We start from the raw sequence: 13,826 nt of genomic DNA on the forward strand, positions 1-13,826 counted from the left end.
CAGAACTGGAACGAGGTGCCGAGCTGGCGCTGCAGGCCGATGCGCACGTTCTCGCGCACGGTCAGGTGCGGGAACACGGCGGAAATCTGGAACGAACGGATCACGCCGCGCCGCGCAATCTGCGCCGGTTTCTCGCGGGTGATGTCGATGCCGTTGAAAAGGATGGTGCCGGTGGTCGGCTCCAGGAACTTGGTGAGCAGGTTGAAGCAGGTCGTCTTGCCCGCGCCGTTGGGGCCGATCAATGCGTGGATCGAGCCGCGTCGCACCTGCAGGTTGACGTCGCTAACCGCCGTGAACCCCTTGAATTCCTTCGTGAGGTTCTTTGTTTCCAGGATGATTTCCTGAGTCATAGTCTCCTGCCCGCCCTCTTGCTGCGATACCGGGTTGTGCCCGGCACTGACAATGGTTCGAACTCCGGCTTTGTCGCCATGTTTGCCGCGTTATAGGTGTCTGGAAGCGGCGCGGCTGCCGCGATATCCGGGTGGCTCAACCGCCCTGAAGTGCAGGCGGGAGCACCGTATACCGGCGACTATTGTGTGCGTCTGCTGCGTCGCAAAACATCGGGGTTTGCACTAGGCATAAGACATGCAGGAGTCGTCATGTTTCGCCTTGTCTGGTCAACGCTGGCGCGGGTTGGCGGCGGGTTGGGGGCTCCCGCCGCCGACCCGGCACATCACGCCACGGGAATACCCGAAGGCGTGTCAGCAAGCACCTGCACCACGGCGGCGCCACTGGCGCGCAGCTTGCGATCCTCGCGGATCATGTCGCTGGCGCGCTCGGCGATCATGATCGTCGGCGAGTTGGTATTCCCCGACGTGATCAGCGGCATGACGGACGCATCCACCACGCGCAGGCCGGCGATGCCCCGCACGCGCAGGCGGTTGTCCACCACGGCGTCCGGATCGTCGGCGGTGCCCATGCGACAGGTGCCCACCGGGTGGAAAATGGTCGTGCCGATGGCGCCAGCAGCCTCGGCCAACTGCTCGTCCGTCTCGAAAGCGGCGCCGGGCAGCCATTCCTGGGGCTTGTACGGCGCCAGCGCCGGGGAGGCGACGATGCGGCGCGTCAGGCGCAGCGAATCGGCCGCCACCTTGCGGTCCTCCTCGGTGGCGAGGTAGTTGGGGGCGATGGCCGGTGCGCGCCGGAAATCGGCGTCTTCTATATGTACGCTGCCGCGCGAGCTGGGCCGCAGGTTGCACACGCTGGCCGTGAAGGCGTTGAAGGCGTGGAGCGGATCGCCGAACTTGTCGAGCGACAGCGGCTGCACGTGGTATTCGAGGTTCGGCCGTGTGTAGCTGGGGTCGCTGCGCGCGAACGCGCCGAGTTGCGACGGCGCCATGCTCATCGGCCCGCTCTGGTTGAACGCGTACTGGAGGCCGATGCCGAGCTTGCCCCACCAGCGCGCCACGCGCGTGTTCAGCGTGCGCACGCCATCCACCTTCATCACCGCGCGCAGCTGCAGGTGATCCTGCAGGTTCTCGCCCACGCCCGGCAGCGCCTGCCGCACGCGGATACCGAGCGACTGCAGCCGCTCCGGCTGCCCGATGCCGGACAGCTCCAGCAGCTGGGGCGAATTGATCGCACCCGAGGCCAGGATCACTTCCTCRGTRACGCGTGCCTCGCGGTTCTCCCCGCCGCCGACGAACTGCACGCCGGTGCAGCGGCGCCCGTCGGGGCCGTCGAAGGTCAGCGCGCTGACCTGCGCCCCGGTGACGATGGTCAGGTTGGGCCGGTCCGAGGCGCGTCGCAGGAAGGCCTTGGCCGTGTTCCAGCGAATGCCGCGCCGCTGGTTGACCTCGAAATAGCCGACGCCGAAGTTGTCGCCACGGTTGAAGTCCTCGGTACGGGGGATGCCGGCCTGCTCGGCCGCGTCGATAAAGCGCTCGAGGATGTCCCAGCGCAGCCGCTGGGCCTCCACGCGCCATTCGCCGCCCGCGCCGTGGAAGGCGTTGGCGCCGCGATAGTGGTCTTCGCTGCGCCGGAACAGCGGCAGGACGTTGTCCCAGCGCCAGCCGTCGTCGCCGGCGATGCGCGCCCACTCGTCATAGTCCTCGCGCTGGCCGCGCATATAGATCATGCCGTTGATGGACGAGCTGCCGCCGAGCACGCGCCCGCGCGGGTAGCCGAGCGAGCGGCCATTGAGCCCCGGCTCCGCCACGGTGCGGTACATCCAGTCCGTGCGCGGGTTGCCGATGCAGTACAGGTAGCCCACCGGAATATGAATCCAGTGATAGTCGTCCTTGCCGCCCGCCTCCAGCAGCAGCACGTTGACGTCGGYGTCCTGCGTCAGGCGGTTGGCCAGCACGCAGCCGGCCGAACCGGCGCCCACGATGATGTAGTCGTACGTCTCCATAGTCCCTGGCTAGTCCTTCAATGCGCCCCGGCACATCGGTTTTATTATCGGAATGCCACGGATCATCGCACGACTCGGACCCTGCCGCCGTCAGGGCTTTGCCTGAGCCCCCGCACCCGTCCCCGCCACGGGTGCCGCCCCCAGATGCGCCCGCAGCCAGCCGGAGAGCGCCGCGAACACCTCGCTGCGCAGCGGCTCGGCCTCGTTGAAGATCTCGTGATAACCGTTGTCGAACCAGACCATCTCGCGCAGGTCCTCGGGCGCGTTGTCGTGGAAGGTCCGGCTGCCGGCGGCATCGACGATCCGGTCCGCGCCGCCCACCAGCATCAGCGTGGGCGCCTCSAGCCGGGGCGCGTCGGCCTGCGCCTGGGCCATGCCGTGGAGGAACGTCTCCAGCACGCCGGCGCTGATGGTGCCCTGCACCAATGGATCGGTGCGATAGGCGCGCGCCACCTCGGGGTCGTGCGACAGCTGCCGCGCGTCGATCGGATTCGGCACGCGCAGTTGTGGCGCCAGCGCCAGCAGCAGCCGGTGCACGGTCATCATGCCGCTGGAGATGCGCAGCGCMAGTGCCGGCGAGGACAGGATCAACGCGCGAATCGGCCGCACGCGTGCCGTGGCCAGCCGCGCCGCCACGAGCCCGCCCATGCTGTGGCCGAGCACGATCGGCAATTCGTTCCACTGGCGCACGGTGGCGTCGTGGATCTCGGCGAGGTCATCCACATAGATGTCCGCGTGCGGCACGGCCATGCGCGGCCCGCCGCTGGCGCCATGGCCGCGATGATCATAGGCGCGCACGCGCAGGCCGAGCCCGCACAGCAGCGCCGCCACGTGCGGGTAGCGCCCGCTGTGCTCGGCCAGCCCGTGTACCAACAGCAGCGTGCCGAGCGGCTCGGGGTAGCGGTTCGGATCGGGCAGCCAGGTGCGCACCAGCAGCTCGGTGCCGTCGCGCATGCGCTGGCGGGTCTCGGCTGGGGCGATGCTGGGGCGTGCGGCGGCTTCGGTGCCAGGCCGTTCGTCCACGCCGCCCACGTCGTCCGTGCCGATGAGAGGTTCGTCCATCGCTGGTCTCCTGATTGGTACGCCTGCTTCTTCTTGTGGGAATGCTTGCGGCGCGCGGTCAGCGGTGACAGCTCGCACAATCCTTGGAATCCTCGCCGGCGGCGCTCGCCATGTCCGCCAGGATCGGGCAGTCGGGGCGATCGTCGCCGCTGCATGACTCGGCCAGCGCACGCAGCGTGTCTCGCATCGCAGCCAGTTCGGCAATGCGCACTTCGAGATCCGCCACGTGCTTCAGGGTCAGCGCCTTGACGTCCGCGCTGGCCCGCGCGCGGTCGTGCCAGAGCGACAGCAGCCCGCGAATCTCGTCGAGCGAGAATCCCAGATTACGGGCCCGCCGCACGAAGCGCAAGGTGTGCACCGCGCGGTCGTCGTAGCGCCGGTAGCCGCCCTCGGAACGCGGCGGCGCGTCCACCAGGCCGATCGATTCATAGTGGCGGATCATCTTGGCCGTGACGCCAGAGGCCGCTGCGGCTTCTCCGATATTCATCGTGATTCCTCATCAGTCGATCGGGCACTCGCCGCCCCAGCACCCGCCGGATGCCAGCGGCGCAGCAAGAGCGCATTGCCGACCACGCTCACGCTCGAAAACGCCATGGCCGCGCCCGCGACCACCGGGTTCAGCAAGCCGGCGGCGGCCAGCGGAATGCCGATCACGTTGTAGATGAACGCCCAGAACAAATTCTGCCGAATCTTGCGCACGGTGCGGTGCGACACGGCGAGCGCATCGGCCACCAGCGCGGGGTCGCCGCGCATCAGCGTGATGCCGGCGGCGTGCATCGCCACATCGGTGCCGGTGGACATGGCGATGCCCACATCGGCGGCGGCCAGCGCGGGGGCGTCGTTGATGCCGTCGCCGACCATCGCCACCACGGCGGCGCCGTCGCGCTTGAGCGCGGTCACGCGCGCGGCCTTGTCCTCGGGCAGCACCTCGGCCTGGAACTCGTCCAGACCGAGCGCGCGGGCGACCTGCGCGGCGGCGCCGGGGTTGTCGCCGGTCAGCATCACGGTSCGGATGCCCGCCGCGCGGAGCCGTGCGATGGCCGGTGCGGCGCCCGGCTTCACGGCATCGCCGAACGCGACGAGACCCGCCACGCGTCCGTSCGCCATCAGCCAGGACACCGTGCGGCCCTCGGCGCGCAGCCGCTCGGCTTCGGCCTGGAGCGGACCGGCGTCGGCGTGCAGGCTGGCGCGCAACGCCTCGCTGCCCAGTTGCAGCGGCTGGCCATCGACCACCCCGGCGATGCCACGCCCCGGCAGCGCACGCACCTCGCTCGCCGGCAGGGGCGCGATACCACGCGCGGCGGCAGCCGCCAGCACGGCACGGGCCAGCGGATGCTCGCTGCCGAACTGCAGCGCCGCCAGGCGCGCCAGCAGCGCGGCTTCGTCCCCATCGGTGGCGATCAGCGCCACCACATCGGGCTTGCCGACGGTGAGCGTGCCAGTCTTGTCGAAGGCGACCACCGACACGCGATGCGCCACCTCCAGCGCCTCCGCATCCTTGATCAGGATGCCCGCGCGCGCGCCGGCGCCAGTGCCGGCCATGATCGCGGTCGGCGTGGCCAGCCCCAGCGCGCACGGGCAGGCGATGACGAGCACGGCCACCGCGTTGAGCATCGCGGCGGTCCAGTCGCCGCCTACCAGCCCCCAGCCGAGCAGCGTGGCCGCCGCCAGCGCCAGCACCACCGGCACGAACACCGCGCTGACCTGATCCACCAGCCGCTGGATCGGCGCCTTGGCCGCCTGCGCGTGCTCCACCATGCGGATGATGCGCGCCAGCACGGTCTCCGCGCCCACCGCCACGGTGCGCGCCACCAGCAGCCCTTCGGCATTGATCGCGCCACCGGTGAGGCGATCCCCGGCGCGCTTCGGCACCGGCACGGACTCGCCGGTCAGCATCGATTCATCGACATGGCTGCTGCCTTCGATCACCTCGGCATCCACCGGAATACGTTCGCCGGGACGCACGATGACTTCGTCGCCCACGCGCACGGCGGCCAGCGGCACGGTGGCTTCCACGCCGTGCCGACGCACCTGTGCGGTATCCGGCCGCAGCGCGGCCAGCGCGCGGATGGCGGCGGCGGTCTGACGCTTGGCGCGCGTCTCCAGCCACTTGCCGAGCCGCACCAGCGTGATGACCACGGCGGCGCTCTCGAAGTAGAGGTGCGGCATGACGTCGTGCGCCATCGCCATCTGCCACAGTGACAGCCCATACGCGGCGGACGTGCCGAGCGCCACGAGCAGGTCCATATTGCCGGCCCCGGCGCGCACGGCCTTCCAGCCGGCCTTGTAGAAGCGCCAGCCGAACACGAACTGCACCGGCGTAGCCAGCAGCCACTGGACCCACCCGGGCAGCATCGCGTGGATGCCGAACCACGCGAGCACCATCGGCGCCACCAGCGGCACGGACAGTGCGGCGGAGATCGCCACGGGCCACGGGCCGGACCAGAAATCGGCATGCCCCGCCTCCGCCGACACCGCCGCCTCGTCCGCCGGGACCAGCGTGGCCGCATAGCCGGCGCGCGAGACGGCATCGGCCAGCGCCGCCGCATCCACGGCGCCACGCTGCACGGTGACGGCGGCGCGCTCGGTGGCAAGGTTGACCTGGGCATCCTCGACGCCGGGCACCGCGCGCAACGCACGCTCCACCCGGCCCACGCATGACGCGCAGGTCATGTCGGCGATGTTCAGGTCGATGGTGTCGCGCGGCCCTTCGGCGGCGATCAGGGCGGGGGTACTGGACATGACAGGAAAACTCCACGGGAGCCATCGATAGCGATGACTGCACTGTGAACCCTACCATCATTGGAAGGTCAAGGTCTTTGCGCGACGCGGAAAGCGCTTGCGCTTCCCATGGTGGGAAGGTTCACACTGCAGGCTATCGTCATTAATCCCGGAGTTCCAAGATGATCCAGTTCCAAGTCGAAGGCATGTCCTGCAACCATTGCGTCCGCGCCATCACCCAGGCCGTGCAGGCCGTTGATCCTGCGGCACGCGTCACGGCCGATGTGCCGACGCAGGCGGTGAAGGTGGAATCGGGCGCGGATCGACAGGCGCTGCGGCAGGCGATCGAGGGGGCGGGGTATCCGGTGAAGGCGGAGTGAAACTGGCGCCATTTTGTGTTGCGCCTGAATCATCGCAATTTCAGCGTATGGCCATAGCCGGAGCGCAACCCGTCATATAGATTCCGCGGTCCAAGCTTCCTCGACCGCGATCCATCGATATGAAACCGTTGCGATGCCTGCTCGTTCTCATCGGCACTTTTACGCTGTCCAACGGGGCCACCGCCTCTCCGCAGGAGCCTGATGAATTGCCGACACGCTATGTGTCGGCCCCAAACCTCCCCTATTCCTCGATGCAAGAGTGGGAAGGACGCGTGGCAGTGGTCAGGGCCAGATCAGGCTCTTACGGTGTCAGGGACCCGTCGACGCGGCGCGAGATACTGCGGCCTAATTGGAAGGCCGTCGAGATCATTCAGGCAAGGCACCCCAGCCCCGCCGTGGCGCCCCCTGTCCCGGCCTACCTGCTGGCAACGAAGGTGCGCATGCAGCTCTTCACCTTGTCCGGCGAGCCCGTCGATGTCCCGCCGTTTGACAGGATCGAGGTCCTGCACGACTTCTTCGTTTCCCTGCGCCCCGGTCTGATGCTGTGGAAAACAACGGAKCTGCAGGCCAAAACCTGCATGCTCTACAGCATGGGTTTCCGGCCGCTGCTCCGCACACCCATGCCGCTCGACGTTTTCGGCAAATGTCCGGCTGAGTATTTCAAGGAATACTCCAGCTTCGCATTCACCGACACGGCGGAACAGAGTCGGATATACCGCAAGGAACTTGCCGGTCCCGAAGGTCTGCTGCTTCCGACCGCCGCGAATATCGACGGCACCATCGTTTTTCGTTATGAAGACGGCTCTCTGGTCTTGAGGCGGCGTCGCGGTGGACCGCTGGAATATCGCCTGGTCAATGCCGCCGCACAGGATGTCCAGGGCGCAAGTTTCAGTAGATTCCGAACGTTTGGCCGTCGCCCTCTGGTCCTGCATGAGGGGAAATGGCGGACCCTCAATCCTGACGGCACCCTCGGTTCACGGCTCTTGTTCAGGTTCAGTTCCTGACGGTATCGCGCGAACCATGAAAAAAGGGCACCCTAGGGTGCCCTTCTTGTCACATCACGTCCGGATCAAACCGATCAGAACCGATACCCCACATTCAGGAAGGTAACGATCGGGTCGATCTTGATCTTGGTGTGCGACTGCACCTGCGCGCCGTTGGCCAGCGTGGTGGTGAAGTTGGCGGTGGTCGAGATCGGCACGTAGGACACCGACAGGCCGACGAACCAGTTGTCGGTCACGGCATAGTTGGCGCCGACGTTGAACACCGGGTTCCACGACGGCTTGGCCGAGGCGGTCATGGTCGAGCCCGGGCCGAATTCGCTCTGCACGAAGGTCTGGTTGGTGACCGTTTCGCCCGTGAACCACGTGTAGTTCACGCCGATGCCCACGTACGGGCGGAACTTCGTCTTGGCGTCGAAGAAGTGCCACTTGGCGACGATGGCCGGGCTCCACTGGCGCACCTTGCCGAGCTTGCCGTACTTCTCGTAGCCACGGTCACCGCTCACGTCGTGCTCCGGCGGAATGCCGGCCACGAATTCCGTGGAGATGTTGTCCGTGAAGAAGTGGCTGAACGCCAGGCCGACCGTGTCGGCCGAGTCGATCGTGGCGCCCGTGTTCTGGCGCTGCAGGCCACCGGTGGGACGGCCCGCGACCGAGTCGATCGTCAGGAATTCCGAGTGGCCCTGCGGCATCACCCGGAACCAGCCCAGGCTGACGATATTGCTGCCCGCGGATTGTGCTTGTGCCACGCCCGCCAGCGTCATTGCGGCGGCGGCCACGAGCATCTTCTTATAGGTGTTCTTCATGATTCCTCTTACTCCTCATCCTCGTTCTGTCTCAACTCACTGCTGGCACGCATTATCCGTCTCACGGACGGCAAGCTGTTTCAAACGTGATACCGGGAGGTAGAAGAATTGCCCTAAAGGCAGGGTTAACCCAAGAACCTCGCACAAATCGAGGTCGAATTCGCCYCAAAACGCGGCTTTCGCGCAACGGTTCTGTTCACAAAACGATAATCCATTCGARCAGCGTGGTTTTTCCRCTGAGGACGAAGGTCAGCCGGCGTCACTCCGGCTCGCCAGCACGCAGGCAGCGAGGTCCCAGAGCGCGTAGCCCACGCTCTTGAAGACCAGCGGGCAGCCGGTGCGGGCGCGCAGRGCGTCGGCATCGAGAATGGCGGTTTCGAAYGGCTGGACCGTGGCCCAGTCGATGCCGGCCTGGAGCAGGTCGCCCGCCTCGTCCTCGATGCCGAACAGGGTGTCGGCCAGCAGCCTGCCTCGGGCGGAGGCGGTCTGGCAGAGCACGGGCGGCAGCTCGCACATATCGGGGCGGAATGCGCCGACGCCKGCGACGAAGTGCCGATCTGTCCACAACCCACTGTCGACGTCGGGCAGCACCGCCGTGCGGCTCGACGTCACCGTGACGACCATCGACACATGTGGAAGTGCCTCGGCCACATCGTCGATCACCCTCGCTTCCACGCCGAGGGCGCGCGCCTGGGTGGCCAGCGCCTCGGCCTTGTCGCGCGTGCGCGACTGCAGCCAGACCCGCCGTACCGGCAGGCCGGCCACGAAGGCCTCGAGGTGGGTCTGCGCCTGCACGCCGGCGCCGACGATCAGCAGCTCGCCATCGGRCTCGGGCGCGAACGACTGCGCCGCCAGCAGCGTGACCGCCGCCGTGCGCCGCCCCGTGACCGTGGGGCCATCGAGCATGGCGATCCGCTCGCCCGTKTGCGCATTGGCGACCAGCACTTCGCCGAGGATGGTCGGCAGGCCGCGCCGGGGRTTGTCGGGATGGACGGTGATGTTCTTGGTCATCACCAGGTCGCGGTTGCGCGCAGGCATGACCAGCAGCGTCCCGGCGCCGCTCGCGGCGTCGCCCACGGGCAGCGCGATGCGCGGCGGCGCCATCGCGCTGCCATCCCGCAGTTCAGCGAGCATGGCGGCGATGGCCTGGGCCAGTTCGGGATACGGCAGGCGGGCCGCCGTGGCGGCGGCGTCGAGTGGGACGAAGGCGTTGGGCATCGGGCGACGGATGGGTGACAGGTGGGCCGAAGGCAATCCGCCATTGTCCCCCATGCCGCGCCCCCGGGATCAGCGCGACAGCATCCCCATCACCGCCGCSGCGTAGCGCGTACCCGCCGCTGCGCCGGCCGGGAATACGGCCTCGATGTCGGCAAGATCCTGCGCTCCGAGCCGCACATCGAGCGCACCAAGGTTGTCATCGAGATTGGCGATGCGGCGCGTGCCCGGAATCGGCACCACATGCTCGCCGCGCGCCAGCACCCAGGCCAGCGCCAGTTGMGCCGGCGTGCAGCCGCGGGCATCGGCCAGCGCACGGACCTTKTCCACCAGCGCCAGGTTGCGGGCGAAGTTCTCGCCGATAAAGCGCGGATTGGTCTTGCGATAGTCGTCCGCATCGAAGTCGTCTGGCGTGCGGATGGCCCCGGTCAGGAAGCCGCGCCCGAGCGGGCTGTACGGCACGAAGCCGATGCCGAGCCGCTCGCACGTGGCGTAGATGCCGTTTTCGTCCACGTCACGCGTCCACAGCGAGTACTCGGTCTGCAGCGCGGTGAGTGGATGCACCGCGTGGGCGCGTTCGATGGTCTCCGCGCCCGCCTCTGACAGCCCAATCCAGCGCACCTTGCCCGCCTGGACCAGTTCGGCCATCGCGCCGACGGTGTCCTCGATCGGCACGGTCGGGTCCACGCGATGCTGGTAATAGAGATCGATGGTGTCGAGGCCCAGCCGCTTCAGGCTGGCATCGCAGGCGGCACGCACGTACTCGGGCCGCCCGTTCACGCCGCGCGCCGCCGGATTGGCCGGGTCGCGCACCATGCCGAACTTGGTCGCCAGCACCACCTTGTCGCGCCGCCCGCCGGCCAGCGCGCGGCCAAGCAACTGCTCRTTGGTGTGCGGGCCGTAGATGTCGGCCGTGTCGAGCAGGTTCACGCCGCGCTCGATGGCATGGTGGATCGTGCGGATCGACTCGGCGTCGTCGTGCGCACCGTAGAAGTCGCTCATGCCCATGCAGCCGAGGCCCAGCGGGAAGACGTCGGGGCCGACCCGGCCCAGTTTGCGCATTGCGGTCATGTGAGACTCCTTGTGACGGGGTTGGAAACTGGCGCCCAGTATCCCCATCCCGCGCGATCGGAAACAGCATGCTACGCTGCAWGCATCATGAAGYCCGACTTCACAATCGATCCTGATTCCCTGCCCTCGCTGGCCGCCTTCGCCTGCGTGGCGCGGCTTGGCAGCTTCACGGCCGCTGCCGGCGCGCTGGGCGTCAGCCCCTCGGCGGTCTCCCAGACCATCCGGCACCTGGAAGACCGGCTGGGTGTGCGGCTGCTGCAGCGGACCACGCGCCATGTCGGCCTGACCGAGGCCGGCGCGGCACTGCTGGCCCGCGTGGCGCCGGCGCTGGCCGAGATCCAGGCGGCCACCGAGGACGCCCGCGCCCAGCGCGACACCCCGGTCGGCACGCTGCGGCTGACCAGTTCGCACTCGGCGGTGGTCATCGCGCTGCGGCCGATCCTGACGGACTTCATGCGCGCCTATCCGTCGATCTGCGTCGATCTGGTCACCGACGACCGCTTCGTCGACCTGATCGCCGAAGGTTTCGACGCCGGCCTGCGGCTGGGCGAGGCACTCCACCAGGACATGGTGGCGATTCCAGTGACCGGCCCGCTGCGGATGTTCGTGGCGGCCTCGCCCGACTACCTCGCCCGCCACGGCACGCCGCAGACGCCGCACGCACTGCATCAGCACGCCTGCCTGCAATACCGCTTCGGGCCGATAGGTTCGGTGTATCGCTGGGAGTTCGCGCGCGGCGGGCGGCCGTTCACGGTCGATACGCGCGCCGCGCTGATCGCCAATGACAAGACCATGCTGCATCAGGCTGCGGTGGCCGGGCTCGGCCTGATCTACGAGTTCCCGCACCACATCCAGGCCGCGCTGGCGGCAGGCCAGCTCGTCACCGTGCTGGAAGACTGGACGCCGCCGTTCTCGGGCTTCTACCTCTACTACCCGAGCCGCGCGCTGATGCCGCCCAAGCTGCGCGTATTCGTCGATTTCCTCAAGGCGCGCGGCCTGCCGGCAACGGCCTAGCGCCGCATYGACGTGCGCCGCGGCCCGGCCTCGCGCACGCTGGCGCCGCGCACCTCGATGCCGATGTCATCGACGACCTTGCCCGCCGCATCGACCAGTTCCACGCGATGCCGGCCCGGCCACGGCAGCCACGCCAGCTGCCCACCCTTGCCGAGCGGCTTGCCGTCGATGCGCCAGCTCACCGCGCGCGCCGTCTGCCCGGTCAGCCCATCGGCATGGAACCAGACGCGTTGCGCATCGGGCGGAATATCGGGATCGAGCGCGAAGATCGTGCCRTCCCTGGGACTGGCGATGGCCGGCGTGCCGCTCGACGGTGGCGCCGCGCCCACGTTGATGCGCGTCACGGCGGTGCCGGCCAGGAACACTTCCTCGCGCGCCGGCTCGAGGTTGTCGGCGAAGGTCAGCGGCACCCGCTCCACGCCGGCCGGCATCGCGGGCGCGCGGCTGGACGACTGCCGATGGAGCGCCGCCATCACGTCGTGCCACACCGGCGCCGCGCCGGAGACCCCCGACACATCGTGCATGCTCGCGCCGCTGGCGTTGCCGATCCACACGCCCACCGTGTAGCGCTGCGACCAGCCGATGCACCAGTTGTCGCGCATGTCCTTGCTGGTGCCGGTCTTCACGGCGGTCCAGAAGCGCGTGGTCAGCGGGCTGTCGAGGCCGAAGGTTCGCGCCCGCGCGTGGCGGTCGGCCAGCACATCGCCAATCACATAGCTGGCCGCCGGACTCATCACGGGCTGGCGGGGCACCGTCGCGCCGTCCACGGTCATCCGCACCGGGCCGTAGGCGCCCTGGTTCGCAAAACTCCGATAGGCATTGGTCAGCGACAGCAGCGACACATCGGCGCTGCCCAGCGCGAGGCTGTAGCCGTAGTAATCGCCCGATTCGGTGAGCGGCAGGCCCAGCGCCACCAGCCGCCGATGAAAGCGATGCGGCGTGACCATCACCAGCGTCCGCACGGCCGGCACGTTCAGTGACGAGCCGAGCGCCGCGCGCAGGCTGACCCAGCCCGCGTAGCGATGATCGTAATTCTGCGGAATGTAGAGCCCGCCGCCGGTCGGCAGGTTGACAGGACGGTCATCGAGCAGCGACGCGGCCGTCAGCCGTCGTTCCTCGATGGCCTGCGCGTACAGGAACGGCTTCAGCGTCGAGCCGGCCTGACGCGGCGCGGCGGCGTGATCGACCTGTGCGGCCGACGACAGCGCGCCTGAGGAGCCCACATAGGCCAGCACATCGCCGCTGGCATTGTCGATGACCACCACGGCGCCGTCCTCGGCATTGCGCCCGGCCAGTTCGCGCAGATGGCGCGAGAGGCTGTCCACGGCCACGCGCTGCACCTCGGCATCGACCGTGGAAGCGATGCGCGCCGGCACCGGCCGCCCTGCCGGCAGCGTCTCGCGCGTATGGGCGATCACGGCGCGCGCAAGGTGCGGCGCCAGATTGGTCCGGAAACTCGCGTCCGGCACGCTGGCCGACTTCGCCAGGGCCAGCGCCGTGAAGCCATCCAGGCCGTCGCACTCGCGCGGCTGCTTCATCTCGCGCAGGATGCGGCACGCCCGCACCGACACCTGCCCCGGCGCGGCGTTGGGGCCGCGCACCAGCGCCACGGCCAGTGCCGCCTCGCGCGCATTCAGGCCGCTCGGCACCTTGCCGAACAGCGTCTGCGACATCGCCGAGAGCCCCACCAGCTCGCCYCGGAACGGCACGAGGTTCAGGTATGCCTCGAGGATCTGGTCCTTGCTCCAGCCGTGTTCGAGCGAGGCGGCGCTGACCGCCTGCCCTACCTTCTGGCCGAAGCTGCGCCCGCGCGCGGCACGCAGGTCTTCATCGAGCAGACCGGCCAGCTGCATGGTCAGCGTGGAGGCACCGCGCGTGCGCGTGTTCCACATATTGGCCCACGCGGCGGCGGCCACCCCCTGCCAGTCCACGCCGCTGTGCGCGTAGAAGCGCCGGTCCTCGGACAGCACGATGGCCGTGCGCAGGGCCGGCGAGGTGTCGGCCAGCGTCACCCAGTCGCCACGCCGCGCGCGGAAGTCGTCCCGCACGCGCGCCACGGGTTCGCCATGGCGATCCATCACGACGATGTCGGCGCTGCGCCAGTTGTCGCGCACGTCGCGGAAGGCGGGCACCGCCGCCGCCGAGGACGTGGCTGCGGCCAGCGCGAGCAGGACGAGTGGGGCAAACAAGCGGCGCGGCATCG

The 13,826-nt window shown here is 68.6% G+C and carries 12 protein-coding genes; 3 read left to right on the plus strand and 9 right to left on the minus strand.

Translation table 11 applies throughout. The features are described 5' to 3' along the window. The 5 genes from AB4Z27_RS21800 to AB4Z27_RS21820 form a co-directional block, all read right to left on the minus strand. Positions 1-350: ATP-binding cassette domain-containing protein (locus AB4Z27_RS21800; protein ID WP_441645249.1), on the minus strand; the 350-nt coding region annotated here is incomplete at its 3' end. Positions 351-673: 323 nt separating this feature from the next. Next, entirely contained in the window at positions 674-2,353 is a 1,680-nt protein-coding gene (locus AB4Z27_RS21805; protein ID WP_441645250.1) for a GMC family oxidoreductase, read from the minus strand. A gap of 90 nt (positions 2,354-2,443) precedes the next feature. Continuing rightward, the gene (locus tag AB4Z27_RS21810) at positions 2,444-3,307 is read right to left on the minus strand and encodes an alpha/beta hydrolase (RefSeq protein WP_255370720.1); all 864 of its coding nucleotides are present in this window, start codon (positions 3,305-3,307) and stop codon (positions 2,444-2,446) included. 166 nt (positions 3,308-3,473) lie between these two features. Then, positions 3,474-3,902, minus strand: a complete 429-nt coding sequence (cueR, locus tag AB4Z27_RS21815) for a Cu(I)-responsive transcriptional regulator (protein WP_092290921.1) — start codon at positions 3,900-3,902, stop codon at positions 3,474-3,476. Continuing rightward, entirely contained in the window at positions 3,899-6,157 is a 2,259-nt protein-coding gene (locus tag AB4Z27_RS21820; RefSeq protein ID WP_441645251.1) for a heavy metal translocating P-type ATPase, read from the minus strand. The genes cueR and AB4Z27_RS21820 overlap by 4 nt, the downstream gene beginning before the upstream one ends. Before the next feature lie 161 nt (positions 6,158-6,318). Here AB4Z27_RS21820 and AB4Z27_RS21825 point away from each other — a divergent pair, with 161 nt between their 5' ends. Both AB4Z27_RS21825 and AB4Z27_RS21830 read left to right on the plus strand, forming a co-directional pair. Then, the gene (locus tag AB4Z27_RS21825; RefSeq protein WP_092290925.1) at positions 6,319-6,516 is read left to right on the plus strand and encodes a heavy-metal-associated domain-containing protein; all 198 of its coding nucleotides are present in this window, start codon (positions 6,319-6,321) and stop codon (positions 6,514-6,516) included. Positions 6,517-6,635: 119 nt separating this feature from the next. Beyond that, positions 6,636-7,520: a hypothetical protein gene (locus AB4Z27_RS21830; protein WP_441645252.1), complete on the plus strand. Its 885-nt coding sequence runs from the start codon at positions 6,636-6,638 to the stop codon at positions 7,518-7,520. A 74-nt stretch (positions 7,521-7,594) separates the two neighbouring features. On the opposite strand, the gene AB4Z27_RS21835 is transcribed toward AB4Z27_RS21830, so the two are convergent. The 3 genes from AB4Z27_RS21835 to AB4Z27_RS21845 all read right to left on the minus strand — a co-directional run bounded on the left by AB4Z27_RS21835 (position 7,595) and on the right by AB4Z27_RS21845 (position 10,609). After that, entirely contained in the window at positions 7,595-8,323 is a 729-nt protein-coding gene (locus tag AB4Z27_RS21835; RefSeq protein ID WP_092290929.1) for an OmpW/AlkL family protein, read from the minus strand. A gap of 249 nt (positions 8,324-8,572) precedes the next feature. Then, positions 8,573-9,541: a delta(1)-pyrroline-2-carboxylate reductase family protein gene (locus AB4Z27_RS21840; RefSeq protein ID WP_441645253.1), complete on the minus strand. Its 969-nt coding sequence runs from the start codon at positions 9,539-9,541 to the stop codon at positions 8,573-8,575. Positions 9,542-9,610: 69 nt separating this feature from the next. Continuing rightward, positions 9,611-10,609, minus strand: coding sequence for an aldo/keto reductase (locus AB4Z27_RS21845; RefSeq protein WP_441645254.1), 999 nt, complete (start codon positions 10,607-10,609; stop codon positions 9,611-9,613). Positions 10,610-10,696: 87 nt separating this feature from the next. On the opposite strand from AB4Z27_RS21845, the gene AB4Z27_RS21850 reads away from it, so the two are divergent. Continuing rightward, positions 10,697-11,623: a LysR family transcriptional regulator gene (locus tag AB4Z27_RS21850; protein WP_441645255.1), complete on the plus strand. Its 927-nt coding sequence runs from the start codon at positions 10,697-10,699 to the stop codon at positions 11,621-11,623. On the opposite strand, the gene pbpC is transcribed toward AB4Z27_RS21850, so the two are convergent. Continuing rightward, entirely contained in the window at positions 11,620-13,824 is a 2,205-nt protein-coding gene (gene pbpC / locus AB4Z27_RS21855; RefSeq protein ID WP_441645266.1) for a penicillin-binding protein 1C, read from the minus strand. The two genes, AB4Z27_RS21850 and pbpC, sit on opposite strands and share 4 nt — an antisense overlap. Between the last annotated feature and the right edge of the window lie 2 nt (positions 13,825-13,826).

It is taken from the genome of Cupriavidus sp. KB_39 (assembly GCF_052114485.1).
Taxonomy (GTDB): domain Bacteria; phylum Pseudomonadota; class Gammaproteobacteria; order Burkholderiales; family Burkholderiaceae; genus Cupriavidus.